Origin of the sequence: Methanosarcina thermophila TM-1 (genome assembly GCF_000969885.1) — an archaeon.
In the GTDB taxonomy this organism is placed as follows: domain Archaea; phylum Halobacteriota; class Methanosarcinia; order Methanosarcinales; family Methanosarcinaceae; genus Methanosarcina; species Methanosarcina thermophila.
On the sequence record NZ_CP009501.1, the window covers coordinates 2,105,207 to 2,130,207 of the forward strand.

23 protein-coding genes and 1 tRNA gene are annotated in these 25,001 nt (G+C 41.9%); 5 read left to right on the plus strand and 19 right to left on the minus strand.

Annotated elements, in window-relative coordinates; translation table 11 throughout:
- Window positions 1-19: 19 nt before the first annotated feature.
- Window positions 20-607 (minus strand): pyruvate kinase alpha/beta domain-containing protein, encoded by a 588-nt coding sequence (locus MSTHT_RS09095; protein WP_048168507.1) that lies wholly within the window; start codon window positions 605-607, stop codon window positions 20-22.
- Window positions 608-969: 362 nt separating this feature from the next.
- Here MSTHT_RS09095 and MSTHT_RS09100 point away from each other — a divergent pair, with 362 nt between their 5' ends.
- Together MSTHT_RS09100 and MSTHT_RS09105 are read left to right on the plus strand one after the other, a co-directional pair.
- Window positions 970-1,716 (plus strand): proteasome assembly chaperone family protein, encoded by a 747-nt coding sequence (locus MSTHT_RS09100; RefSeq protein ID WP_048167502.1) that lies wholly within the window; start codon window positions 970-972, stop codon window positions 1,714-1,716.
- Between the two features lie 4 nt (window positions 1,717-1,720).
- The gene (locus tag MSTHT_RS09105) at window positions 1,721-2,110 is read left to right on the plus strand and encodes a DUF473 domain-containing protein (protein WP_048167503.1); all 390 of its coding nucleotides are present in this window, start codon (window positions 1,721-1,723) and stop codon (window positions 2,108-2,110) included.
- Window positions 2,111-2,321: 211 nt separating this feature from the next.
- Here the strand turns inward: MSTHT_RS09105 and thsB are convergent, their stop codons facing one another.
- The 10 genes from thsB to MSTHT_RS09155 form a co-directional block, all read right to left on the minus strand.
- A complete protein-coding gene (gene thsB / locus MSTHT_RS09110; protein WP_048167504.1) occupies window positions 2,322-3,962 on the minus strand; it encodes a thermosome subunit beta in 1,641 nt (546 codons plus the stop codon).
- A 697-nt stretch (window positions 3,963-4,659) separates the two neighbouring features.
- A complete protein-coding gene (locus MSTHT_RS09115) occupies window positions 4,660-5,277 on the minus strand; it encodes a 4Fe-4S binding protein (RefSeq protein ID WP_231588053.1) in 618 nt (205 codons plus the stop codon).
- 5 nt (window positions 5,278-5,282) lie between these two features.
- Window positions 5,283-5,642 (minus strand): helix-turn-helix domain-containing protein, encoded by a 360-nt coding sequence (locus MSTHT_RS09120; RefSeq protein WP_048167505.1) that lies wholly within the window; start codon window positions 5,640-5,642, stop codon window positions 5,283-5,285.
- Between the two features lie 314 nt (window positions 5,643-5,956).
- The gene (locus MSTHT_RS09125; RefSeq protein ID WP_048167506.1) at window positions 5,957-7,180 is read right to left on the minus strand and encodes a SufB/SufD family protein; all 1,224 of its coding nucleotides are present in this window, start codon (window positions 7,178-7,180) and stop codon (window positions 5,957-5,959) included.
- The gene (locus MSTHT_RS09130) at window positions 7,162-7,905 is read right to left on the minus strand and encodes an ABC transporter ATP-binding protein (RefSeq protein ID WP_048167507.1); all 744 of its coding nucleotides are present in this window, start codon (window positions 7,903-7,905) and stop codon (window positions 7,162-7,164) included. The genes MSTHT_RS09125 and MSTHT_RS09130 overlap by 19 nt, the downstream gene beginning before the upstream one ends.
- A gap of 363 nt (window positions 7,906-8,268) precedes the next feature.
- Window positions 8,269-8,931, minus strand: a complete 663-nt coding sequence (locus tag MSTHT_RS09135) for an MBL fold metallo-hydrolase (protein WP_048167508.1) — start codon at window positions 8,929-8,931, stop codon at window positions 8,269-8,271.
- A 7-nt stretch (window positions 8,932-8,938) separates the two neighbouring features.
- Window positions 8,939-9,910 (minus strand): DUF128 domain-containing protein, encoded by a 972-nt coding sequence (locus tag MSTHT_RS09140; RefSeq protein ID WP_048167509.1) that lies wholly within the window; start codon window positions 9,908-9,910, stop codon window positions 8,939-8,941.
- Window positions 9,911-10,320: 410 nt separating this feature from the next.
- Window positions 10,321-10,851, minus strand: coding sequence for a DUF5817 domain-containing protein (locus tag MSTHT_RS09145; protein WP_048167510.1), 531 nt, complete (start codon window positions 10,849-10,851; stop codon window positions 10,321-10,323).
- 6 nt (window positions 10,852-10,857) lie between these two features.
- Window positions 10,858-11,532: an undecaprenyl diphosphate synthase family protein gene (locus tag MSTHT_RS09150; RefSeq protein ID WP_048167511.1), complete on the minus strand. Its 675-nt coding sequence runs from the start codon at window positions 11,530-11,532 to the stop codon at window positions 10,858-10,860.
- A 102-nt stretch (window positions 11,533-11,634) separates the two neighbouring features.
- Window positions 11,635-12,813, minus strand: coding sequence for a redox-regulated ATPase YchF (locus tag MSTHT_RS09155; RefSeq protein WP_048167512.1), 1,179 nt, complete (start codon window positions 12,811-12,813; stop codon window positions 11,635-11,637).
- Window positions 12,814-12,928: 115 nt separating this feature from the next.
- On the opposite strand from MSTHT_RS09155, the gene MSTHT_RS09160 reads away from it, so the two are divergent.
- The 3 genes from MSTHT_RS09160 (at window position 12,929) to MSTHT_RS09170 (ending at window position 14,583) form a co-directional block, all read left to right on the plus strand.
- Window positions 12,929-13,837, plus strand: coding sequence for an IS5 family transposase (locus MSTHT_RS09160; protein WP_048167513.1), 909 nt, complete (start codon window positions 12,929-12,931; stop codon window positions 13,835-13,837).
- Between the two features lie 171 nt (window positions 13,838-14,008).
- Window positions 14,009-14,080 (plus strand) — tRNA-Arg (locus tag MSTHT_RS09165).
- Window positions 14,081-14,364: 284 nt separating this feature from the next.
- On the plus strand, window positions 14,365-14,583 hold the full coding sequence (locus tag MSTHT_RS09170; RefSeq protein WP_048167514.1) for a hypothetical protein: 219 nt from the start codon (window positions 14,365-14,367) through the stop codon (window positions 14,581-14,583).
- A 102-nt stretch (window positions 14,584-14,685) separates the two neighbouring features.
- Here MSTHT_RS09170 and MSTHT_RS09175 read toward each other — a convergent pair whose 3' ends face one another.
- From MSTHT_RS09175 to mtaC, 8 genes are all read right to left on the minus strand, one after another.
- Entirely contained in the window at window positions 14,686-15,504 is an 819-nt protein-coding gene (locus MSTHT_RS09175; RefSeq protein WP_048167515.1) for a helix-turn-helix transcriptional regulator, read from the minus strand.
- A gap of 343 nt (window positions 15,505-15,847) precedes the next feature.
- The gene (locus MSTHT_RS09180) at window positions 15,848-16,633 is read right to left on the minus strand and encodes a helix-turn-helix transcriptional regulator (protein WP_048167516.1); all 786 of its coding nucleotides are present in this window, start codon (window positions 16,631-16,633) and stop codon (window positions 15,848-15,850) included.
- A gap of 137 nt (window positions 16,634-16,770) precedes the next feature.
- The gene (locus tag MSTHT_RS09185) at window positions 16,771-18,699 is read right to left on the minus strand and encodes a hydantoinase/oxoprolinase N-terminal domain-containing protein (protein ID WP_048167517.1); all 1,929 of its coding nucleotides are present in this window, start codon (window positions 18,697-18,699) and stop codon (window positions 16,771-16,773) included.
- A gap of 150 nt (window positions 18,700-18,849) precedes the next feature.
- Complete coding sequence (locus tag MSTHT_RS09190) at window positions 18,850-20,859, minus strand: hydantoinase/oxoprolinase family protein (protein ID WP_048167518.1); 2,010 nt, start codon at window positions 20,857-20,859, stop codon at window positions 18,850-18,852.
- Between the two features lie 376 nt (window positions 20,860-21,235).
- Window positions 21,236-21,397, minus strand: coding sequence for a hypothetical protein (locus MSTHT_RS14535; protein ID WP_156149740.1), 162 nt, complete (start codon window positions 21,395-21,397; stop codon window positions 21,236-21,238).
- A gap of 347 nt (window positions 21,398-21,744) precedes the next feature.
- The gene (locus tag MSTHT_RS09195) at window positions 21,745-22,329 is read right to left on the minus strand and encodes an acetate uptake transporter (RefSeq protein WP_048167519.1); all 585 of its coding nucleotides are present in this window, start codon (window positions 22,327-22,329) and stop codon (window positions 21,745-21,747) included.
- 56 nt (window positions 22,330-22,385) lie between these two features.
- Complete coding sequence (gene mtaB / locus MSTHT_RS09200) at window positions 22,386-23,771, minus strand: methanol--corrinoid protein co-methyltransferase MtaB (protein ID WP_048167520.1); 1,386 nt, start codon at window positions 23,769-23,771, stop codon at window positions 22,386-22,388.
- A 13-nt stretch (window positions 23,772-23,784) separates the two neighbouring features.
- A complete protein-coding gene (gene mtaC / locus MSTHT_RS09205; RefSeq protein WP_048167521.1) occupies window positions 23,785-24,561 on the minus strand; it encodes a methanol--corrinoid protein MtaC in 777 nt (258 codons plus the stop codon).
- Between the last annotated feature and the right edge of the window lie 440 nt (window positions 24,562-25,001).

Sequence of the window (25,001 nt, forward strand, 5' to 3'; positions counted from 1 at the left end):
TATATTTATCTTTGGGAATTTAATCTTCTTTAGCTCGCGGCATGGCAATAATTTCCCGAACCTGTAGGGAGAAGAAATCTATGCTGTGGGCTGGCCTGAGGACAAGAGCTACATCTGCACCCTGTCTTGTGCCTCCTATAGCTATAATCTCTGTGTTGTCGGAAACAGGGATATAACCTGAATCTGCCGCCATAATTGCGACCTCAATAGCTACTTTAAAACCTTTTCCGAAGAGAGATCTGAGGGTATCAGAAATTACTTCTGCTCGTGAATAACCACCAAATTTCTTTGTTATGGAGCGCTCAATTCCGGAAAACATATGAGATTGAGTGGCGATTACCGCCCCAAGAGCTTCGAGTTTCTTTTTGTATTCTTCTTCCACTTCCCATTTGCCTTTTTCTTTCTGACCGTACTGGTGGCTTATTCCAATAACTTTTATACCACTCCCTTTTACTGCTTCTGCCATTTTCAATGCGGTTTTTCCGCTGGTGCTTGCCACCACAATATGGGAGATTTGAAGTTCTGCAGCCCTTTTTGCTGCCGCTTCAATAACGGCTTCTGTATTCTGTTCCCCTACGTTGTCAAAATAAAGAATGGATTTTTCCATGCTTTTCCCTCCTGTATTTGAACTTTTTTCCCTTCCATGAGTTCTTTTACGGTTCTTTCTATCTATTATTATTCTTATCGATTTACCTTTATAGAATAGAATCTCGGTCAAGCCTTCCATTGGAGAAAAAACTGAATTTATTATCTGGACATCTGAATTATTTATTCCTGTAAGGAGAAAAGATATATAACAAAAGGATTCTCTCTTATCAAAAAGGGTTATGGCGTTTGGAAACCTGGGGTTGTTGTGAATTTCAGTTAGGGTATATGTAGGAATAGTGCAAAACCCGGTCTTTAGAGAAACTTGTTTATTTAGGATTAGATTAGATATAATCTAGGGGTTTTATTCGCCGAGGTGGTTATTTGTCAAGTACAGATTACGACAACAATGATGTGAGAATTATTACAAAACCTGTGAGATCAAAAAATCCTGTTCTGATTGAAGGTTTTCCTGGAATCGGGCTTGTGGGGAATATTGCAAGTCAGCATATAATAGAAGAATTGAGAATGGAATATATCGGCTCTATTGACTCAAGGTATTTCCCCTCAATTGCGGTGCTTTATGAGGGGCTTATAAATATGCCTGTGAGGATTTACGAGAAAGTGGAACATAACCTGATTGTTGTAATCTCCGATATTCCTATCAGTCATACTGTTTCCTACGATGTTAGTAATGCTCTGGTGGACTGGGCTGAGTCCATAAACGTAAGGGAAATCGCTTCCATCGCAGGAATTGCCATATTGAACGGGGGGCATAAAGTCTTCGGGGCAGCCACCACTCCAGAAATGTTGGATAGAATCAGGGACAAGGTAGAAATTTTCCAAATGGGAACAATTTCCGGGATATCGGGCAGCGTGATGGCTGAATGTTTGCAACGTGGAATTCCTGCATTTAGTCTACTTGGCGCTACCAGAACCCAGAATCCTGATCCAAGGGCTGCTTCTGCTGTTATTGAGGTCTTAAATGAACTCTATGGATTTTCAATAAGTACGGCTCGGCTCATAGAGCAGGCTGAGCGTATAGAGACCGAACTCCAGAGGCTTGCTGAAGAGGTTCAGACTGTTGAGCAGAAAGGAGAAGTAAGGAAGGAGTTCCCAATGTACGGGTGATCTCATGGAGTACATCGCGTTAACAGGAATTGCTGATTCTCTTATTGAGGTTCTGAAGAGACATCATCTCAGAACTCTTGAGATTCGGAGTCCACAAAACTTCGTAGGAGTACTCGGGCTTAACGCAGGAGACAGTGTTCTCTTGACCTCTACCAGCCTCCAAGATCTCACGGATGGGACTCAGGGTCTCATAGCAAAAGTCTTGCAGAAACAGGTTTCAGTCCATTCTGTTGTCAGTTCGAACGAACTCTATATCGAAGAACGAGAAGCCATGTCCGCCCGCATCCAACTTGAGTGCAAATGCGTAGCAAGGATAAAGAATGTTATCTCAAATGAACTTGGAAAACCCGTCAGGGTAGATGCCAGGGAAATCTCATGCTATGAAGCTAGATAACAGTCGATATGAAGCTAGATAACAGTCCTTATCGATTACTGTGTCTAGCTTAATATACTCAGTTAAAAGAGCTTTAAAAACGTTCACTTTTAATTTTTAAATGTTTTTTGAAAAATGCTTTAAATTATAAAGAACAGCTTCTAAAAAGAGAAATATCAAGGGTGCTGGAAATTTCCAGCACTCCTGCATTTAAAATTCTACCTTAAATCATTTAAAATTCTTCAGACATTTCGCCGCCTGGACCTTCTGGGCCGCCGCCTGGACCCTGACCTGCTTTTTCACCGGCTGAGGCAATCACATCATCGATTCTGAGAATCATAATTGCTGCCTCAGTAGCTGCATTGATTGCCTGAGTCTTGACTCTCAGAGGTTCGACAACATCGTTCTCGTACATGTCCTCGACTTTGCCGGTATAGACATTAAGCCCTGCACGCTTGTTACCTTTCTCATGCTGGGAGCGCAGTTCCACAAGCATATCAATCGGGTCAAGTCCTGCGTTTTCTGCAAGGGTGTGAGGAATAACCTCAAGAGACTCGGCAAATTTCATTACAGCAAGCTGCTCCCTGCCCTTAAGGGTTGCTGCATATTCTTTGAGCCTGAGGGACAGTTCGATCTCGGGTGAGCCGCCGCCCACAACAATCTTCTGATCTTCAAGAGCAACGCCCACTACTCGGAGAGCATCTTCGAGTGCTCTATCAAGTACTTCCACAACATGCTCGGTTCCGCCGCGCAGGAGAATTGAGGTGGCTTTGCTGTCCTTGCAGCCTGTAACGAAGGTCATCCTTGAGCCTGTAACGTCTTTCTCTTCAACAAGCCCTGCGTAGCCAAGGTCGGACTCTTCAATCTCGTCAAGGCTGGTGATAATCCTTGCACCTGTTGCTCTGGCAAGCTTTTCCATGTCGCTCTTCTTTACCCTGCGCATGGCAAAGATTCCTGCTTTTGTCAGATAATACTGGGCAAGGTCATCAATTCCCTTCTGGCAGAAAACAACGTTTGCGCCTGTGTTGATTACTTTATTCACAATTTCCTTGAGCATTGCCTCTTCCTGGTCTAAGAAGAGCTGCATCTGGTCAGGAGTGGTGATCTTTATTTCTGCTTTGGTCTCGGTCTTCTTGAGTTCTATGGGAACGCTTAGGAGCAAGATTTTTGCATTCTCCACGACCTCAGGCATGGCTGGATGGACGCGCTCTTTGTCGATAATTACACCATCAACAATCTCAGAGTCCTTGATGCTTCCGCCCGGTCTCTTTTCGACCTTGATGTCCTCGATGTCCACAGTAATCTTCCCATCTTCGCTTCTCTCAGCAACTGAGGTCACAGCCTTGACTGCAAGACTGGAAAGATGATCCTTGTGGGATTCTGCACCTTTTCCCGTTATGGCTGTTGCTGCAATCTTTTTGAGAGTTTCGGTGTCTTCTGGAGATGCACTGATAGTGATGGTATCGATTATCTTTATAGCCTGATCTGCTGCAAGCCTGTAGCCGTTTGCAATTACTGTGGGGTGAACTCCACTTTCCAGCAGGTCCTCAGCCTTTGTCAGGAGTTCCCCTGCAAGTACGGCTGCAGTGGTGGTTCCGTCTCCAACTTCAGCATCCTGGGTCTTGGCTACTTCAACGATCATCTTTGCACCAGGGTGCTCGATGTCCATTTCTTTGAGGATTGTTGCTCCGTCGTTGGTGATAACAACGTCACCTAAGGAGTCTACAAGCATCTTGTCCATACCCTTGGGACCAAGAGTGGTTCTTACCGCTTCAGCAACCGCTTTTGCGGCCATAATATTGTTGTGCTGGGCATCGGAACCATGGGTCCTCTTGCTGCCTTCCCTTAAAATAAAGATCGGTTGTGCTGCCAAGCTTCAATCTCCTTTTATGATTATGAATTTTTATAAATTTTTATTAATTGAATTCCTGAGCACGTTATCTTTGTGCATAATTTTCCTATTCTTAATGCAAGCACTTCTATATAAGAATTACTCTGGAGCACAAGTTTTGGATCTCAAAAACAAGATCTCCTGGATCTTTTAATACCCGAGTGACCAATGTGCGTGTAAATCACGCCTCTAGCCCATACACACATTAAAAATTATAATGCTATTACCAAAGGCTTTATACATATATTAACGATAAATTTATAAATATAATGGTATAATATTAATGTGCCATGTAAATCTCCCTTTCTGTGATGTGATTGTGCTGCCAGCCTGAGCATATCATGTCACAGATGGAGATTATATTACATGAGAATACTGAAGTATTTTTGTGACTTTTCTGCTCTCAGAACTGGCTATTTATCTTTAAATACCTTCATAAAAGTTGTATTTTCAGAGGTTTCACCCTCGACGTTAGCTCCGTACGTTTTAAATAAACTTTCTGAAGAGGAGCGATTTTAAGTTTTGGGATCAGCTCAAAAATTAAGTCGAAAGAACTATCACTTTCCTTTCAACTTTTCCACATATCATGGACTGAAAAGATACTGGAATCGCTGCTATTTATCTGCAGCATAAGCTCAACCACAAGGTCAGTCTTATAAAAAAATAAAGTCGCCGAACTTTAGAAACTCAGGGCATCTTTAGGACAGGCACTCACACAGCGTCCGCATTTGATACAGTCGGGTATTATATCGTTCTCACGGATTTTAAGTTGCATTGGGCAAACCTTATCACATTTGCTGCAGTTAACGCATTTTTCATATACGAGTTTAAGAGGATACTTCTTTCCGCCAATAAGGCGCTGAGCTGTTCCCATTGGGCAGAAAGAACACCAGGCTCTCGGGCTCAGGTAAATGCCCAGAAGAACAGCGATTGCAGTTGTCACCAGACACATGATTACAAACACCATGCCTATTTTCTCAAAAGTATTGAGGCTTCCGAGGATGCTTGTAATCCTGTGCCCCATAAAACCCATTAGCAGGAAAAAGATTGGCAGGCGGACCCACAGGCTCCGTAGAGTGTCTGGGATCTTCTTTTTCCTTGAGATTTTATCGACCCAGAAATCAACAAAGCTTCCCCTGGGACAGAGATTTCCGCAGAACCAGCGACCTCTGAAAGGACTGCTAAGGAAGATCGCGGCAAAAATCAGCAGCATAAAATACCCGAAAGCAGGATACCAGAGACCTCCGATAGAAACAATAAGAACCAGAATTCCCAGGTAAGGTGTTATTTTAAGCAAATTAATCAACCACCGTTTTCCCATTTTTCAAGTTCCTGTTCTAGCCGGTCAGCCCAGGAATTCACCACAGTCATTATAATATTTTTTATTTTAGCCCTTGAGTTGACCTTATACTTATAAACATAACCTCCTCCGTCCAGGTTTTGTTGCGACCTCTGTAGAATTTCCTTTTCATGTAATTTTTTGACAGAGCGCTGGATTGTAGAAATATCCAGTTTCAGAGCTTTTGAAAGATAGTCTGTGTCAAACCACTGCTCTTCTTCGTTTAAGAAATATTTCATAACATTCAGGTCTGCCTTTGTAAGGTTAAGGGCGCACTTGATCACATCTTCGATTTTGAACTCTTTACAGGCAAAGTCTATCATTTCGATCCCTCTGGAGTACTACAGTACTGTAATATTATTGCCGTAGTATATATACGATGCCAAGTACTGTATTCTCCAGCCAGAATTAGAAAGTACTGCATTTTTTATTGCTTTCTTGCGTTACCGACGTGCAAAAATAAAAGTCTATAAGAAGATGGAAACAGAACAGGGTATAATATCTTACTTTATCTTAAAAAAGACGTATCTATCATTCATAAATTCAGCTCATTAAAATCCGCAAGTGCGCTATAAAAAGCCGGCAGGCTTCTCTTTTTTCCTGCCGGATTAACAAACCCTTTTTAAGGTTATTCTGATTACATTCCAAAGGCTGTCTGTGAGATTGTATTTTCGATTTCGTTTCTCAACTCTTCAGGAATTCCCCTTATTCCAACGTCCAGGAATCCACGCACTATCATGCCTACGGCTTCGTCTTCGGTAAGACCTCTTGCCATCAGGTATTCCACCTGATCCTTAGCAATTTTCCCTACGGCAGCCTCATGCGTAAGTTCGACATCATCTACGTTTGCCTCAAGGATGGGAATTGCAAGCTGGCTTCCTTTATCGGTAAGGACAAGCCCTTTGCATTCAAGGTGTCCTTTTGCTCCTTTTGCATTGCCTATCATTTCCCCTCTCGCAATTATCTTTCCCCCAATTGTGATAGTTCTTGAGATGAGTTCGGCTCTCGTACCAGGCGCATTAAAAATTGCCCTGCTTCCGAGATCAAGTTCGGAACCTGAATGGGAAATGGCTATAGTATTTAGTCTGGTTACTGCACCTTCTCCTTCGAGTTTGACAGTCGGGTAGGTCTGGACTGAACGAACAGGTTTTAAGCAGATATAGTTGCTTACGTAGGTTCCTCCTTCTTCCACATGGACTACTGTCCTTGGTCTCACACCTATCTGCTCAGCCCAATTATGGATCATTGTAAAATTCAGAGTTGCGCCTTTCTTTACGTACATCTCGGAAATTCCAAGGTGTAAGCCTTTTTCCACTTCTTTTTTAGCCGTACAGCCTGTAATTATGTCAAGGCTAGCTCCCTCTTCGACTATTATAATGTTATGCACGGTCTGGAAAGCTCTGTCACTGCCAAGTAGAAGGCAGGTCTGGACAGGCATGGACGCTTTCTTGCCAGGAGGCACCCGGATAAAGTATCCGTCTGCATCTTCAAGGTAAGTTTTTGCCGTGTACTTGTCAGTATCGACAGCTACAAGCTTCCAGGAATATTCTTTGAGCCACTCGTACTTTTGAAGGGCTTTCCGGGTGGACATAAGTTCTACATTCTTATCTTTCAGGGAAGAATGAGAAACCGCATTATCAATCACCAGCAGACTGCCGGAACGGCCTTCTTCACTGGGTATTACTCCTACCTGGAGCAGGGTTCTTTTGCTTTCCTCATCAAGGGTCTGGAGGTCTTCTATAGGCTTGCTGACCCTGGAACCTTCCTCAAACTTCTCCAGTTCAAAGTCCTCTCCGAATGCTGCCTTCTTATTGACTGCCTCTTCTGCTCTTTTTTTCAGGTTCACATCATCATTTTGCATTCAAAACACTCCTCGTACCCTTTGCTCTTAATCTCTTCCAGCATTTTCAGAGGATTCCCTGAACACATGATTGTTCCGTTACAGAGAATATACCCTCTATCTGCAGTTACATAATCAAGGATCTGACCGGTATGTGTAATTATAAGGGCTGATTTTCCTCTTATGCAGCCTTCACCAGGGCAGCCTATGCCTTCTCCAAGTAATTCTTTTATTGTCAGTCCAACCTGTTCTATGCTTACAAGATCCACTCCCGATTCGGGTTCATCCAGGAGATACAGGTCCGGATTCTGTGCTGCAAGTTGCAAAAGTTCGGAACGTTTTATTTCTCCTCCAGAAAAGCCCACATTTACGTCCCTATCAAGAAAACGATCCATATTGAGGTTTTTAGCAAGGGTCTCAGGATCTTTCTCTCCTTTCGATACCACTTTTATAAGATCTCTGAGTTTAATCCCGGACATATCTGGGGGGCGTTGCATCATAATTCCCAATCCACGGCGGGCTCTCTCATCCACTGGCAAGCTGGTAATATCTTCTCCATTAAAGAGAATTCTGCCTTTTACAACTTTATACTCGCTAAAACCCATAATCGTTCTCATCAGAGCTGACTTTCCGGCTCCGTTTGGCCCAAAAAGCACATTGGTATATCCTTTCTTGACTTCGAGGTTTACATCGTGAAGCAAGGTTTTTCCACCAACCTCTACAGTCAGATCCTCTATTTCCAGCATAGACACTTCTCCCTTTATTTCTTTTTTATACGGGTTCCCTCTTCATTTTACCCGTTGTCGGAAAAATAATCTAAATTATTTTCTTTAAAGTAAGTTTCACATAGCAGGAAAACAGCGAAAGTCGAATAATATGGCTTTTTTGTATGACTTCCACTATCTTTTACCAAATCTTTTATTCCTTTTATAGGACATTATATTTCTAATTATACATTATTTGTAAATTTTATGTATCGATTAGAATTAAAATCTTAAATTTCAGAAAAATTAAAAATTCTAAGAAATTCCTCGGAACAATCTCTGTTTTCATATCTATTAGACCAAAAATTTTATTAATAATAGGATAATTCTGTAGGAAAACTTAATTTATCTAAGATCCAGGCATAAACCAACTTCGATTTCTATGAATTCCTTCGGGAAAAGTTCTTTAATCTTTTCTATGTGGGCGGTACAATGGCCCGCTGCTATGATTCTCATCCCTCTCAGCCTTTCAAATTCCTCGTTATCGTGAAGCCCTCCGAGAATTCCCTTTATCCTTCCATAGCGGCTGGCACTATTCAGAATTGCAGCAAGCCCTGGGTGAGCACACCCTGTAAGTACATAACACCCATCTCCAGTATCCAGAATCAGCGCCTGCTCCTTTACTTTGTTTCCAAGTTCTCCTGTACTCATAATTCCCTTAGAAATTTTGGCAGGCTCTTTTATCTCAATAAGAGTAGCCCTTTTCTTAATTTCCCTTTTCAAATTCTTCGAAAAAGAAGCGGGGACATAGACCTCAAGCCCGGGATTTGCCTGAAAAATCTCGGGAAGACCTCCTATATGGTCCCAGTGCTGGTGGGAGAGAACTAGTTTTCTGATGCTTGCAGGATCAATCTTGAGCTTTTTCAAATTTTCTAGAAGGAGTGGCCCATCCCAGCCAGTATCGAAAAGAAGGGTTTCGTAATTTGTTTGAATAAGAACTGCAAAACCCCAGCTTCCTGTAAAACCCTGAATGGCTTTATTGTCGTAAACAAGAGTAAGCCTGAACATCCTTTCCTCAGATTTCAGTCATACTCTTGTATTCCATAAGAGCAGAAACAGGATTTGTCTTGATTTTAATTCCTGTCTCTTCAAGGGCACAGATGCCGTTAATGCCTCCTACTATCGAAATTCCGAACTTTCCGATCTCTACAGGCGCCCCAAACAGGGCTTCATCAATCTCCCCCGGAGGGAAGCAGCCTCCAAGACCTACTTTTTCTGCGTTTTTAATAACTTCGTTAGCCCTGTCATAAGCCGAGGAATTAATCTGCCGCATATTGGCAAGAATTTTGCCTTCCCCTTTCTCAAGTACGTCAAGAACAGAAGTAGTCTTTCTGCTCATGAAAATTTGTATGGGGTCGATTGAGGTTCCGCTGTAGGAAATTAAATCTAAAAACCGTACAGGCTTTCGGTTTTCTATCTGGAGAATTCCACCGTAGGCAGGTTCCACGGGGATGCCTGCTTTAAGAAGAAGCCCGTCAAAAACAACACTGCACACTGTAGCTAACCCGATTTTTCCAGGAGGAAGGGAAACCGTCTCCTCGTCTTCCTCGATTATCTTTACTCTGGAGCTTATCATATACCCTTCGTGTGCAGTATATGAGATCACTTCAATAACAGTCTCTAAATCGTCCTTATCAAAATACGAGACATTCACGGGTACTACTCCCTCGTTGGTCTCGGGATTGTATGTGGTTCTGTATGCCATTTCTTCTATTCGGGATATTACAAAACCAAATCGATCTGCAATCAAGGCGTCACTTAACTCCCTTTCTCCCAGCTCGGTAAGTGTACGCCCTGCATACCCGTGTTTGCATGTAAACCCTCTCTCATCCAGGATCCTCAGATGGTAGCGGACAGCCCGCTCTCCTATATCATAGCCCCGGTTATTAAGTTCGTCAGCTATTGCCCGGGCGCCTATAGGTTTGTCACTTTCGTGAATCACCCTCATAATTTCAATGAGTTTTCGCTCAATTTGCGGATCCATCATGTTTAACACCGTTATACTCGATAAAATGAATTTTTCTGTAATTGTGACGGGGCTTTAAAATTTTAGAATAATATTTGAGCAAAATCTATTCTTTTAGCCTGCTGAAAACGAATTCAACTGTTATTTAAATTCAATTATAGTAAATCTTTTCGTATTTAATATATTTTTGTCTCCCGAGTCCCGTCTCGGGAGGACGGTGCCCTTTTCGCTGCCCGAGTCCCGTCTCGGGAGGACGGTGCCCTTTTCGCTTCGCTCAAGAGGGCTAACTTATGATGAACAAGAGTAATGGTTTCTCGTTATGAAGAAGGGTAAATAGAAAAGCATCATTATTTTTGCCCACTCAAGCAGAAGAGTTGTATGAACGAATATAACCAGACTGTAGAATTATACATTTCATAGAGTTATATATTTCATACAATTTTTATGATGCCGGGTTGGGGAGAGTAGAGGTCTCCGGCTTCGAGGAGAGCTTTGAGGATTGATTCGAATCTTTCCTGAGATATTCCTTTTTCGAGGGCTTTCTGTCGGAGTTCGTCTTTTTTAATTTTTCCGCCTGCAGTTTTCAGAATTTCGAGAAGGGTTAATTTAGGGTCTTTTTTAGGAGGAAGCCCACTGGATGGAGGTTTCTCTGGGAGTTTGAATACTTTTATTGAGGTTTTAGTTTCGAGGTCTCGGTGCTCAGAGGCTTTGGAGGAAGGCAACGAAAAGGCTTCATAGCCTTTTCCTGAGATTTCTGCTTGCAGACGGGTTCGGAAAAGCACGGCATCCTCGAGTTCTTCAGAAGAGTGAAATACCCTGAGTTTTCGGGTTTCGAGGAGAGCACCGCAGTGCTGGCATCTCAGGGTCTTTTTTCCGGTTTCAGTGATCTGCACGTGCTGCCGGCATTTAGGGCAGACTATTACTGCATAACGGGCATTCTTCCGCTTTTCTCCAAACTCCAGTTCAAATCACCTTCCGTATCTCCTCTGTCTTTTCTGGAAATCTCTCATCACCCTGAGCAGGTCAAGCCTTCGCACATCTTTCCAGTTGACATCTGTAAAATACAGTTCCGAATAAACTGACTGCCAGACAAGGAAATCCGAAAGCTTCTGTCCTCCCGAACGGATCATGATATCAGGCTCGTGTTTAACAAGGAGATGGGACTCCAGCATTTTTTCATCCACTTCCTCAGGTTTGACAGATCCTGCCTTAACTTTGCCAAGGATGGTTAATACAGCCCTGGTAATTTCTTTTCTTCCTCCAAATCCCAGTGATATATAAACGAAAAAATCCTTTCCGGGTGAAGTGACATTAACTTCTCCGTCAACGCCATAAATTGTATAACCCGTACCTTCCGGAAGATCTGAGAAGCTTTCTTCCAGCCGGGCTCGGAGCGTTGACGCAATCTCGGATTTCAAGGACAAATCCGTTTTCAGGATATCTACGTAGATGCTCACAAGTTCGACCCCGAACTTTCTAAAAATGCCAAGCGCGGATAATAGTTTCTCCAGCCCTTTAGGATCGAAAAGGTCAGTTTCCTTGAGTATAATTGCCACATGCCTGGGAATATTTGAAGGCGTCTTAGCTATCTGCCAGGCAAGGAACCTTTCATAAAACGGATATGCAAAAGAAAGTAAGTCCATCTGGAAAATATCCTCCCTGACAAGCTAAAACAATCCACTATTTCATCTTTTCTGTTATTATAAAACTTCAGGCTTTTCCAGGTAACAAATTTTTAGGTTTGCTTATTTTGCAGTAGACACGATCTTGATAACGTCCCCGTTTTTCAATTCATGCTTTTCCCCAAGCCTCAGCCTTGTCCTTGCATCTACTGCATACAAGAATCGATCCCCGATTTCAGTATGGATCTGGTAAGCAAGATCACGGCATGTAGAGCCTCTTTTCATAAGGTAAGCATCAGGAAGGATATTCCCTTTTTTATCAGACCATTTTCCTTCATCTTCCACAGGATATACGACAATAAGATCAAGAAGTTCAAAAACAGTCCTATTTATGCATTCCTGGACGCCTGTACTGCCAAGTCTCTCTATCACTTTCTTAATAGCTTCAAGCCCTTTTTTCTGAGCTTTTGTAAGCTCTCCTCCAAGTATCTCAAACTTCTGATCTCCGGGATTATACTTTATAAGCCCGTTTTTTGCTGCGGATTTAAGTGCAAGTTCAGCAGCTGCGCTTGTAGGCACCACTATTCTGTCAAGCTCTTTAAGCTTATCCAGGTTTCCTCTTGGGGCAATGTCGGCTTTATTTGCGGCGATAAGCATAGGCTTGCTGATCTCCCGAATTGCATCGCAGAGCCGGATTATATCATCTTCGCTCCATTTAGTATGATCAAGCCTTGCCAGCCCTGTCTCTGTTAAAGCGGCGTTTACATGAGATTCTCTTATTCCTGCTCCCGCAAGCTGTTCTGCAATTACGACTTCGAGCTTGAGCCCTTCAGCCTGGATCTTTCTGGCAAGCTTGGCCCAGTTTCTTTCCAAAATGCCATAAAGCCACATCGTAATCTCCCTGTTAAGGAAGACTACATCCTCAAGGGGGTCATGATCTCCGATGTCTACAGGATTGCCCTCGGCGTCAGTCCCGCCTGAGGCGTCTACTACATGAATGATCGCCTGAGCCTGCCGGAGTTCATCTAGAAAAGTATTTCCAAGTCCTCTTCCTTTATATGCATCAGGGACGAGCCCCGCAACGTCAATTATATCAATTGGGACAAGCCTGACCCCGTCCACACAATTTCCACATCTCTTCTCCTTTTCTTTGCAGGGGCATTCTACCCGTACATAGGTAACTCCGTGGTTGGCATTGATAGTAGTAAAAGGATAATTTGCAATTTCAACATCTGCAAGTGTAGCAGCTTTAAAAAAAGTGGATTTCCCCGCATTGGGTTTTCCTGCAAGTCCTATAGTCATCGAGGCTCTGTAGAAATCCTCTAAATTCTGTTTTTACCCAAAAATTATAAAAATAAAATTGTAAAAATGCTCCTTAATTTTTTTGTCCACACAAAAAACAAAGGAGCAATTGCTATTGTCATCAAATAAGTATATTAAATTTATTGATCTCAGTCTTAAAACGGTTCAGTCTTCCAGACTGAACCTTTACTCCTGCAAATATTCCAAACGTGTTTATACTCAACATCAGCTTCTTGTTCTTGTTTTATTGAAGGAGTATATAAGTACAGACTACCGTGACTTTGTAGAACTTGTTGACCTCATGAACAGTATAAAGGAAAAACTTGACCTTGATAAGGTTCCTCATTACACTACTCTTCAAAAGTTTGTGTCCAGAATTCCCTCTTCATTGTTTAACCTAATTTTGTCAAAAACTCTAAAACTATTTTACTCACATGGAGAAAAAGTTCTCATTACGGCAATTGATGCAACAGGATTTACGAGTTCTTATGCAAGTCATTATTATTCTAAGAGAACAGGGAAGCTCCGAAGGAGCTTCCTTAAAACTTCAATATCAGTAGACACTATTAAAAAAGTAATATTAGGATGGAAAATTAGCCAAAAAACAGATCATGATGTCAAGCATGCAAAGACTCTGATAAGACAATCAAACAAGTCAAGAAAGTCTCAATGTTATGTGATGGATAAAGGATATGATTCCGAAGAAATTCATACTCTAATAAGAGAAGAGATAAAAGCAGATTCAATAGTACCTTTGAGAGAAAGAAAAAGAAAGAGAATAAACGGAAAATATAGAAAACAATTAAACAAAGACTTTGATAAGATCAAATACAATAGAAGGAATATAGTAGAGACAATAATATCTGTTGTAAAAAGAAAATTTGGAGAAACATTAAGAGCAAGAAAGGTTAGAAATCAAGTAAAAGAAGTAAAAGTTAAACTAATAGTCTATAATATAAACAAAAAAGTAATACAATTATTATGGATTAAATTAAGGATTTCTACAGAGCCGTCATCGACATAAATTATAAAATCGAACTTGTTGCATTTAATCTTTATTGATAGTGATGCCGGAGAAATGTGATTTTGTCCAGCCAGCTTTCGCGCAGGGCAGAGCAGTAAAATTGCGGTTGAGCCTGTTCTTGAGGAATAAAGTTTATATCCTTGAATGTGCTTATCAGTGTTGCTCGCTTGCGTCCCGATAGGGTAGTGGATATCCTTGAGGCCTGCGGAGCCTTAGACCTGAGTTCAAGTCTCAGTCGGGACGTAAATCTTATTTTTCATTTTCTTCTCTTTACGGTTTTCATCTTATTCCTTTTTATTCCTCTGTTTCTTATTTAATTCCCTATTTTGTTTCTAATTTAACTCCCTATTCTATATCTCATTTAATCCCTATTTTGTTTCAATTTTCAATTCAATTCTTCGTTTCTATGCTGTTTTTCCTCATCAATTTTCATCCACCCTTACATCAAAGGATAATGAACGTAAACTGAACTTATATTATAAATATCAAAAGATATATAGTATAAACATCAAAAAATTGGTCCTTTTATGAACGGGAAAATCCTGATTTTGCTGGTAACGCTTGTATTTTTATTTTCTTCAGGTTGTACTGAGGAGGATAATACATCATCTGTGCCTGACGACCCCGATATCCCAGTACCGGAAGCCGGCGAAGATATATCGTCTCAAGAAAATATGTCTTTAAAACCTGGAGAGAGTCATATTGTCCGTCTTGGGAATCTCAGTGGTAACTTCTGTGGAACTTAATATTCCAAAAGGCGACACCGTCTCCTGGTAGAGCGAAAAAATCTAGGCAGAAGGTAATACTAACTTCAGCCGGGCTTCTTCTCTTTTACTTGGAATATCTGGTTATTCATGCTCAGGATACGGGAGAGGTTCGGGGATTTTGGTAATAGGTCTTGATATACTTTTGTAATGATTGAAGAGTTCTCTACCCCATTTGAGTGCACTTTCATCAAAACTTATCAGATTATGATTGTAATATATTCCGCTGTTACAGAAAAGAGAGAGCGCCATAAACTTTTCCGTGACTATGCTTGAAGCAATTTTCATATTGTTATTATTGCAAACATAGAGTTTAGTATATTTCAGGTTCAGGAAGTGCTCAAGTTCCTTTTTGTAATCGTTGAGCATTCTGTCATAAACGTACTCTGTAAATACCAGAGTTATATCCGTACCCTTTGCGGCAAGTTCTATGCACAGAGAAGGATAAATAGGCAGGAAAAAGGAGGATGTAATCATCACTTTCTCAGACTCGGAAAGATATTTTACAACCTCTTTAGGATATTCAAAAACGTGGTTCCGGTCAGGATTTACTTCAATATAGTCCCCAAGCTTTCCGATCTCATCCAGAAACTCAGCAGGAATTGATGTCATATCCTGGTTTATCCAGTAATCGTGGTTTTTATCTAAAACGTTAAACGTTTCCAGAATTGTCTTCATCTTTGGAACCAGAATTTCTCCGATACTGGAAAGTTTGTAGAGCCTGTTACTCTCAACAATAAGATCGTGCTTCATCAGTATCTTTATCTGGGTCATTATCGGACTTGAACGAACGTCAAGTGTACTTTTGATCTCTTCGATGTTCTTGGGTCCGTCCAGAAGCAGTAAAAGTAGGTTTTTCCTTTTTTCTGAAAGAAAGAGGACATCCAGTAATGAGGACTCCATCTGATTCCCTCTCTTAGGTCTCATCCTATTATATCTGACATTGTATATATCTCTATACCAGAAGACTCTTAATTTCTTACACCTTTACTCCTTGCCATTTAAATTTTTGATGAGTAAAGGAACATTTGGGGACGCATATCTGGGGATATAAAGAGAATTACCGCTTTAATTCAACCGAATATTATATAATTATTTTTATTGCCTTTTTGTGGTCTCATAGATAGAAACTTGATCTTGCAGTTCTCTTAGAGCGTTTCTTTCTCCGCATTACTGGAACTATAAATGATCTCTGAAGTTAGCTGAGATTTAGAAATATCCTGGGTTCATCTACGCTTTATTCTCTTCATATCTTATTTACCTGTCTTGAAAGTCTCTTGAAGTAATCAAACAGTTCCTGACCCCATGAAAGGGCGCTCGGTTCAAAGCTCATAATGAACTGCTGGTCAAACTTACCGTTCTTGTCAAAAAGCCCTAGAAGCATTATCCTATCGGTTACAGTCACTTCAGTAAGTTTAATTCCTTCTTTGGAAACATACAGGCTAACATTATCCATATCCATTAATTCATTTATCATATTTGCTTGCTCGCTTGAAAGATAGTCCCAGACAGATTGGGTAAAATTCAGGGAAAGTTCGGCATCTTTCCTGCCAAGCTCAACGTACAGCGGAAGATAGGCGGGGTTAAAATAAGAAGCAAAAGTCGATGCCCGCTTTGCATTGCTCATATTCTCAATAATCTTCGGAGAAGGTTCATAGATATGGTTCAGGTCAGGCTCTATAAGAATGCAATCCCCAAGTTCGGATATTCGTTCCAGTAAATGGCGCGGGATTGCGTTCAGGTCATGACTTGTCCAGTAAGAGTTATTTTTCTCCACTACCTCAAGAGCACTAATCAGGGGCTTTATCTTTTTGATTATAAACTCTCCCAGGACTGTGAGTTTATACATTTTATCTTCCTGGACAATAAGATCATTATCTATCAGTTTTTTTATCTGGGGAAGGATCGATGTGGCTGTAACATCAAGTGCGTCCTTGATCTCATCAATATTTTTTGAGCCGCTATCCAGAAGCATAAGAAGGTTTTTTCTCTTATCGGAGCGGAAAACAAGATCAATAAGTGAAGAACCCATATTCTCTTACTTCCTGTTATTCAGTAGCTTGCAGTTAAAGCCGATCCTTCTTTCCGGCAGGCTGGTTCCTTGGCTGTTGATGTTCAAATGAGCATTTCTCCGGCTTTTAAATTATCGCTTTATATATAAAATATTATTTAATAAGTTATGACCCCAGGGGTACAGGTTCCTACAAAAACTATTCTCGTTTCCATTGGTGTCTGCTTCCAGCCAGGGGGAGAAAGATATTCTACACTTGTATCTATTTTTATAGAGCTTTCTGGAAGTCCAAAGTCTTTCATTGAATCCAGGATAAGTTCTTCGCCAACTTTATGTGAATACTCTACTGCCATTTGATATTGTTCGAATTTTTCCCTTCCTGCAGGAGTAAACACCAGGAAATTCTGGTCAGGGTTTTCCATTGAGGATGGTCTGATAGTTATCTCAATTCTTTTAATTCCTTTTCCTACGAGCGCTCCAACTGCATTTCCTACCCTTGCATGTTCGGGAACTATAATCTCTGCATCAATGAGAGCCTTAATTTCCTCATAATAAGCCTTTACGGGACCTCCGAGCATGACTACAGGAATATTCAGCTTGTACTGGACAGGGATCTCTTCCTCAAGCAGTTTCTTTATCCCATCTTTTCCCCTGCCTTCCATGATAAAGGACATCAGGCTGTAAACCATATTTTTTGCAACCTGCTGCTTTACTTTCTTGCAAAATGCATGAGTTCCCATTTGAGTGAAACGCGAGAGTTTTTTGGCTCCGATCTGAGCAGCTTCTACATCCCATTCGGTATATTCCCCAAGCACATGCAGAGCATCAGTTGGTGTGAAGCCTATAGCCTGGATTGCTCGCTGCTGGATCAATGAATCGAGAACTGCTGGAGATGGAAACCTCCTCATCTTATTTAAAATCTCATGGATAGAGAGAGGTTCGTCTTTTATGTATTCAAGTAATTTCCTCTCGCTTTCTGTAAGATTAATGGGATTTATTCCAGTACTGACAAAGAATTTGGTAGGCTGGATATGCTCATTGAGCATGGTTCTCAGAGGCACGGGGTTTTTTTCCAGTTTTTCCTTGAAATTAGGGTACTGTACGGCAGCAAAGCAGAGAGGCATAACTCTTCTCGGGCCTATTCTGATACATTTTTTAAACCACACATGGCTATCTCCTCCATTTGCCGAACTCTCTATCTTTATTGCCTTTATGCTGGTTTGCCAGCCTCCCACAACTGCTCCTTTCTCACAGAGCTCAGGGTTTCCCTTTTTTATTAAGGAAACATCTGTGCTCGTCCCTCCTACATCTATTACGGCACAGGTATCCAGTCCTGAGAGGTAAGAAGCTCCCATAACACTTGCTGCAGGACCTGAAAATATGGTTTCAATGGGACGCAGCTTTGCACTTTCTATATCTATAACCGAGCCGTCACATTTCAGCATAAGAATTTTTGCATCAAGTTTTCTCTTCTTTACTTCTTCCATGATGGAATGGATAAACTGATAGGTTATCGGAATTAGCTGGGCATTTAGAATAGCTGTGGCTGCCCTTTCGTAAGCTCCAAGCTCCTGGGAAAGCTCGTGCCCACAAACTACAGGATGCCCTGTCAATTTAAGGATTGCCTGTTTAACTTTAAGTTCATGTTCCGGATTTCTTGTGCTGAAATACGAAGAGACCGCAAATGCAGAGACTTTATCTTTGAGACTTACTGCAAACTGTTCTACGGCAGCAAGGTCAAGAGGATGCAGCTCATCTCCGTTGCTGTCATGTCCTCCTCTTACAGTAATACGGTAATCTGCGGGAAGTTCTCTTGGGACGGTATAATCCCCTACAAGGATCAGACCGACAGGATATCCTGTTCTTTCAAGAATAGTATTTGTTGACAAGGTTGTAGAAATCGATACGAGTTTTACTTGTTTAAGATACTCCGGATTCAGTTTGTCAATAGCATTTCGAATTCCGACCATAAGGTCTGGAAATGTAGTAATTGACTTACTAGTATCTAAAATCCGGCTGTCCGAATCCCTTAAAATTACAGCATCTGTGTAGGTTCCGCCTGCGTCAATACCCAGACTATATTGCATATCAAAACAGCCCCATTTTTAATTCATGTGATGTGATTCATTTCCTTTTTAGCTGTACACATATTTTTATCCGGGATTGAAAATTATTCCTTAAGATATATATCCCTGTTTATAATATTCCGCTAAATATACCCTGCTCTATCTTGTCCATCACGCCGAAATAGAGGTTTTAGGAGTTCCTATTCCTACGAAAACAAGATTTGTTTCCAGGGGTGCATCAGTCCAGCCGCTTGGTGCAAGGTGTCTCCTGCTTACATCTATTCTAATGTTTTCCTTTTGAAGTCCTGCATTCACCATATAATCCATAACTAGCTGTCTTCCGAGCTTCTCTGCATACTCAACGGCTTCACTATAAACGTCAAATTTTTTTCTCTCAGAAGGAGAAAAAACAATGAACTCGTTTTTCGTTTCATACTGCATAATGCCTTCTGCAGGGCATTTCTCATGAGCTTCATAATCAATATTTTCAGCTTCAGCTTCGTGGGATATGGGGATCACTTTTGTTTTTATAAGAATCTCCACCCTTTTAATTCCTTTTCCAACAAGGGCTCCGACAGCATTGCCTACCTCAGCATGCTCGGGAACTATAAAATCAGCATTGATCAGGTTTTTCAGATCCTCAACATATGCCTTTACAGGTCCTCCGAGAAGCACTACAGGAATTCCCACACTGAAGCGAGTAAAGTTCCTTCCCATGAGAACTCTGTCAATTTCACTTCTCGGCATTCCTTCTATCAGGTAGGCAATAAGATCCTCGGCAATATTACGTGCAACCCTGCGTTTTGTTTCAGTACTGAAAGCTTCAGGGCTCTGCTTCAATAGTCTCCCGAGCATGGAAGCTCCAATCTGAGCAGCTTCTACATCCCATTCGGTATATTCCCCAAGCACATGAAGGGCGTCGGTCGGTGTGAAGCCTATTGCCTGGATCAACCTTTTTTGGATCAGTGAATCCAGTACAGATGGAGAAGGACGTTTTTTCAGTGCTACGAGCAAGTCTCCGAAAGAAACAGGTTCTTCTCCGATATGTCTATAGATTTCCCGCTCTCTTGCCTTCAATTCTATAGGTCTGAAGCCTGTTCTGACGTAAAACTTCGTTACCTGAATGCTCTCACAGAGATATCCTTTTGCAACCTTATTACGTTTCAATTTGTCCTTAAAACCGGGATATATAACCGAAGCTCGGCAAAGCGGGATCACACGACGAGGACCAATATAGATGCGGTCGCCCTTTACCCATACATGGCTGTCTCCGCCAGTTGCCGAGGTTTCCATACGGATAGCTTTTACACGGGTTTGCCAGCCTCCTACAACGGCACCCGAATTGCTGAGTTGAGGAAGCCCATTCACCATCATAGCTACGTCCGTGCTCGTGCCGCCAACATCGATCATAGCACAGGTATCGAATTTGCTGAGGTAGGAGGCGCCTACAAGGCTTGCAGCAGGTCCAGAGAATATGGTTTCGATGGGTTTTTCCAGGGCTTCTTCTATTCCCACAACTGAACCGTCGCATTTCAGCATAAGTAGATTCGCATTTATACCTCTGACTTCAAACTCCTTGACTATTGCCTGGATAAACTTATGAGTAATAGGAATTAGCTGTGCGTTAAGAAATGCAGTTACAGCCCTTTCGTAGGCTCCAAGATCCTGGGAAAGTTCGTGCCCGCAAACTACAGGATGTCCTGTAAGCTCCTTTACGGCTTTTTTGACAGCAAGCTCATGTTCAGGATTGCGGTTGCTGAAATACGAAGAAACTGCAAAAGCCGAAACTTTGTCTTTTACCCTGAGGGCAAATTCTTTTACAGAATCGATGTCAAGAGCCTTCAGTTCTTCTCCATCACTGTTATGTCCTCCGGAGACTGCTACCCAGTAGTCTGTAGGAAGCTTCTCAGGAATTACATAGTCTCCTACCATAATTAGCCCTACAGGAAAGCCGGTACCCTCCAGAATAGTGTTTGTAGAAAGAGTTGTAGATACGGATACAAGCTTAATGTCCTTTAGATACTCAGGATTCAGCATGTCAATAGCATTTTTCATTCCAGGGAGGGGATCGGGATAGGTAGTAAGTGCTTTACTGGATTCGATCACAGATCCGTCCGAATCCCTAACGATAACGGCATCAGTATAAGTGCCCCCTGCATCGATTCCAAGACTGAAGTGCATTTTCAACCTCTTTTACGAATTATATGAGATTTCGTAGGGTTTGAGAATGTTTAAAACCAGGATAATTAATCTCATCTTGATAATTTATGAAATTCAGATTCTTCTGATCCAGCCTATTAAACCTGTTATTACATAAAGTCTTGATAGCTGTTAAACCTTGCAATAGAGAAATGGGTAGTTGCCAGGCTTAAAGTTTATATATTACCCTCTGAATTTTTGGTTTTCGTATCTGGGTTCTTGCATCATTATTGCCATATTATTATTTTATTTTTTCTATATTTTCTATCTTTTAGTATAAATTTATTTTGTAATTCTTTTCCTTCAGAGATCTACTTGCGATAGAAAAATCCAGGAATCTTATATATTTATTGATAAATTATAACAAGGGACAGGCTGTATCGGCAAGAAGCAAAGCACTGTTTGCCGAAAGCTCCTGGAGTATTTTGTAATGAGTGAAATCCGGACTCAAAACAAGCTCTGTATAAGCTCTGTGTGATAATACATTTTCTATCTCTTTGAATTTTTCATCCGCTCTCATTCGAAGTCCACTATTAATTGGTTTTTATAGTCTTCTTTTGTAAAACAGACCTCTTTCTCCAGTTAAATAATAACAAAAAAATTCTTTAAAAATTAAACAGACCCTCGAATGCCCGTTTTTTCTCTTAACGCGGTCATACAAAGGAGTTTAGCCATTCAGACAACAGTATTCTGGAGGATTGAAAACACAGATTTGAAGTCTGTGCTTGCCTGAAAGTTCATCTAGGTTTCTTCTTCGGTTTTTTTCCTGCTATTTTTATGGGTTTCATACAAATCTCGAGGTTGGCGCAGGTTCTTTTCCTCAGGTGTTCGAAGGTCTTATTTATTAGTAGATGCTGATTACTTATCTTAGAGCGGGATTACAGTTATTCCGTGGATCTCATTCATTACCGTGCCCATAGCTATATACAGGGCTCCAAAACCCATAACAAGTCCTACATAACCAGCTACTACAAGCAATCCTGCACTTCCGGTTGCATTTACAACAGCCAGCAACATGAATAATAAAAACAACGTAACAAACACAAACTGAAGGGCACGAATTCCGATTTTCATAGTAACTAATAGCATAACAAAAGTATAAACGCCCCAGATAAAGAGATACGCAGCCATCGCAGTTCCGGAGGAGGCTTCAGCCCAGCCGATTGCGGGCATAATAAGTAATCCTGCCAGTGAGAACCAGAATAAGCCGAAAGCTGAGAATGCCGTCCCTGCAAAGATGTCTCCTTTTTTCCAGGACATAATTCCTGCAAATACCTGAGCAAACCCACCCAAAAATATTGCCATGGATACAATCATTGATTCTACGGGGTATATTCCTATGTAGCTCAGACTCAACAGAATTGCGGCAAGTCCAAGACCTGTAAAACCAAGGGGAGCAGCATTTGCAGTTTTATCAACTATTATGGTAGCAGTTCCTACGTTTTCACTCATAGTTCCACCTAACAAAGCCTTTTTTCTAAAAAATTGAAAAAAAAGAAGTTTAGGGCTTAGAGCCCATAGTTTTCGGGTCTGAAAACTGCAATTTCCTGTTTGAACTTGGTCAGGTTGTCGCTCATGAACTTGTCAGCATCATCGGTGAGGGCTTCGAGATCAGCCTTAACCTTTGCAAGAGCATTGGTCTCGAATCTTGTGAGTTTGAGCTTGCCAGAGTTGACACCCTCTTCAATGATGTTGCAACATTCGATTGCAGCGTTCTTTGCTCTGAGGTAGTTGTTCTCTCCGTCCTTTGCGATTGCCTGACCGATCTTGTAGGCGTTGTCGTATGCAAGCACATAGCCCTGTGGGTCTCTGTACTTATCAGAGAGCACGAGAATGTCCCTGAGGTCCTTTGCCTTTCCAGTTTTAAGGGCAACATTCATCATGGAACAGTCATAAGCAAGGGTCTCAGCCCAACACTGGACAGTTGTACCGCCGAATTCACCGTGGTATTCAACGGACTCGTTGGACCAGAGGTCACAGCACTGCATAACCAGGTTACCCATGAGGTCAGAGTGGGCACAGGTTGAGGTCTTACCTTCCTGAGTGATCGGGACACCTGCAATGGACTTTATGATAGTATTCTCGTAACCACAGTCCTTTCCGGGTCCTATTGCGCCGGCTTCGTATGCACAGAGGGATCTTGCTGCCGAGATTGCCCTTGCAACGATTGCAATTGTGTGGGCAAGGTTCTTGTCAAGCAGACCACCTGCAATGAACATTGCAGTGTTTGCCTGGGCACAGTCAGTGTCACCGGCTGCTACGGTGCCAGTCTTCCTTGCTATTGCTGCAATGTCGGACCAGACCATTTCCATGTCCATGCTACCGAGTACACCGATGCCGAAGAGAATACCTGCAGTGTCGTTTCTCAGGATAGAATAGTCGAAGACTTCCTTACCACCCATGCTCTCTACAGAAAGCAAGTCTGCACCATTTGTGGCAGCTTGCTCAAAAGCTTCCATAAAGACGCTGTACTTGTCTCCTCTGAGCTGGAGATAGTCACGGTCTTCACGGATATCACCTATTGTGTGGCGGAGTGCGCATTTTATACCGTACTCATCGTGGTACTCTTCCATAATGGTCTTCTGAGCATGTGCAACAGCTCCTCCCCACTCAGGGTTGTTTGACATCTGCTGAACGTGTTCGGTTTCAAGCACCACAGAGGGAGCTCCAATCTGAACCATCCTCGCCATAATGTCGGTGGTGATTCTTTCATATTCTTTTACGAGCTTTTCTTTAGATGCACCGGCTCCAGGTCTTGGGGCATAGTTAACTTCGGGGGATGTGTATCCTCCACCAATCTCAAGGCCAAGCCCTGCCTTTACAGGGAACTTTGACTGCCCGAAAATCAGTTCATCTGCATTAGCATAAGCCATTGAAGTGTATTTTTTTACCATTTTTGCTCCCTCCTCAGTGTTTGTGGAATTCCTCTCTTAATGCTGTGATATCTGTAGTACCTGCAACAATTGCATCAGCAATCTTGGGGGCGTCTGCAGCTTCTTCACCATAAACTCCAAGTTCATACTGAGACACGAAGTCCTGGTTCACAGCACCGCCACCACATGCGAATGGAATCTTTATTCCCTTCTCAAGGAGCTTATCGTTAACTTCCTTGAATGCATACATGGTGGTGGTCATGAGGGCAGTACCTGTGAGCATTATTGGCTTCTCTTTCTCGACTGCAGCGACTACTTCGTCTACAGGGACATCTCTTCCGAGGTCAACTACTTCGTAGCCATTTGCTCTCAGGAGGGCAGCGACAATGTTCTTTCCAATGTCGTGAACGTCACCTTCTGCAACATGGCAGACAACCTTACCTTTTGGCTCGGGAACTTCAGTGGTCTGGCTCTTACAGAATTCGATACCTGCAAGCATTGCATCTGCGGACATCATAACGTTCGGGAGGAAAATGACACCATCATCGTAGAGCTGGGTTACAACTCCCATGCCTACCATGAGGGCTTCGTCAATAAGGTCGATTGGCTTCTTGCCTGCATCGATTGCTGCCTGGAGACCCTCGATAACGTCATCTTCTTCTCCTTCAAAGATGGCTTTTGCAATCGGGTAGATGAGTTCATCCTTGGGGTAAAGCTCTTCTGCGGCTTCGTCAGGTGTCATTTCCTTTTCGAGGGCGACGTTATAACGTACTAATATGCCATCGATATCTTCCAGTTTCAAATCCAACATATTTTAACCTCCATTTAACTAAAAGGTCTCGGATTCTAAGATCCTTAACCTGCAAGTGCATCCCTATGAAGTTTCATTTCGGCTTTTTTAGCCGAAAACTTCTTGAATACAATGTCAATGAATTCGAAACCTCCAAGATCGAATTCCTTCCATTAAGGGGTTGGATAATCTTTCGGTGGTGTACTGGCTATTCAGCAAGCTGAATTTCAGTCCTTTTCTCGCTTCAAGCTATTTTAAAGGGGTTTTTTTACTTTCCAGGTTCACAAGCTTTCAATCTTCTGTTCCCTGGATTTAAGGGACTTTTTTTCCAGTTAATTCAGATAGGTATACTCCCTTTTATTATTCAGGGATGCACTTGCAGATCACAGTTGGATTTAATTGCATATACCTTCACCGATGCTAATTTTTGAAAAGCTGTAATTTTATAATTCTCATTTCAA

Bases quoted from the DNA above. Each gene is read 5' to 3' on its own strand.
- MSTHT_RS09170 (WP_048167514.1), top strand. From the start codon at position 14,365: ATGAACGGGAAAATCCTGATTTTGCTGGTAACGCTTGTATTTTTATTT.
- MSTHT_RS09175 (WP_048167515.1), bottom strand. From the start codon at position 15,504: ATGGAGTCCTCATTACTGGATGTCCTCTTTCTTTCAGAAAAAAGGAAA.
- MSTHT_RS14535 (WP_156149740.1), bottom strand. From the start codon at position 21,397: ATGAGAGCGGATGAAAAATTCAAAGAGATAGAAAATGTATTATCACAC.
- MSTHT_RS09140 (WP_048167509.1), bottom strand. From the start codon at position 9,910: ATGATGGATCCGCAAATTGAGCGAAAACTCATTGAAATTATGAGGGTG.
- MSTHT_RS09105 (WP_048167503.1), top strand. From the start codon at position 1,721: ATGGAGTACATCGCGTTAACAGGAATTGCTGATTCTCTTATTGAGGTT.
- MSTHT_RS09185 (WP_048167517.1), bottom strand. From the start codon at position 18,699: ATGCAATATAGTCTGGGTATTGACGCAGGCGGAACCTACACAGATGCT.
- MSTHT_RS09180 (WP_048167516.1), bottom strand. From the start codon at position 16,633: ATGGGTTCTTCACTTATTGATCTTGTTTTCCGCTCCGATAAGAGAAAA.
- MSTHT_RS09120 (WP_048167505.1), bottom strand. From the start codon at position 5,642: ATGATAGACTTTGCCTGTAAAGAGTTCAAAATCGAAGATGTGATCAAG.
- MSTHT_RS09130 (WP_048167507.1), bottom strand. From the start codon at position 7,905: ATGCTGGAAATAGAGGATCTGACTGTAGAGGTTGGTGGAAAAACCTTG.
- MSTHT_RS09195 (WP_048167519.1), bottom strand. From the start codon at position 22,329: ATGAGTGAAAACGTAGGAACTGCTACCATAATAGTTGATAAAACTGCA.
- MSTHT_RS09150 (WP_048167511.1), bottom strand. From the start codon at position 11,532: ATGGACTTACTTTCTTTTGCATATCCGTTTTATGAAAGGTTCCTTGCC.
- MSTHT_RS09095 (WP_048168507.1), bottom strand. From the start codon at position 607: ATGGAAAAATCCATTCTTTATTTTGACAACGTAGGGGAACAGAATACA.
- mtaB (WP_048167520.1), bottom strand. From the start codon at position 23,771: ATGGTAAAAAAATACACTTCAATGGCTTATGCTAATGCAGATGAACTG.
- MSTHT_RS09135 (WP_048167508.1), bottom strand. From the start codon at position 8,931: ATGTTCAGGCTTACTCTTGTTTACGACAATAAAGCCATTCAGGGTTTT.
- MSTHT_RS09125 (WP_048167506.1), bottom strand. From the start codon at position 7,180: ATGCAAAATGATGATGTGAACCTGAAAAAAAGAGCAGAAGAGGCAGTC.
- mtaC (WP_048167521.1), bottom strand. From the start codon at position 24,561: ATGTTGGATTTGAAACTGGAAGATATCGATGGCATATTAGTACGTTAT.
- MSTHT_RS09155 (WP_048167512.1), bottom strand. From the start codon at position 12,813: ATGACTATAGGACTTGCAGGAAAACCCAATGCGGGGAAATCCACTTTT.
- MSTHT_RS09190 (WP_048167518.1), bottom strand. From the start codon at position 20,859: ATGCACTTCAGTCTTGGAATCGATGCAGGGGGCACTTATACTGATGCC.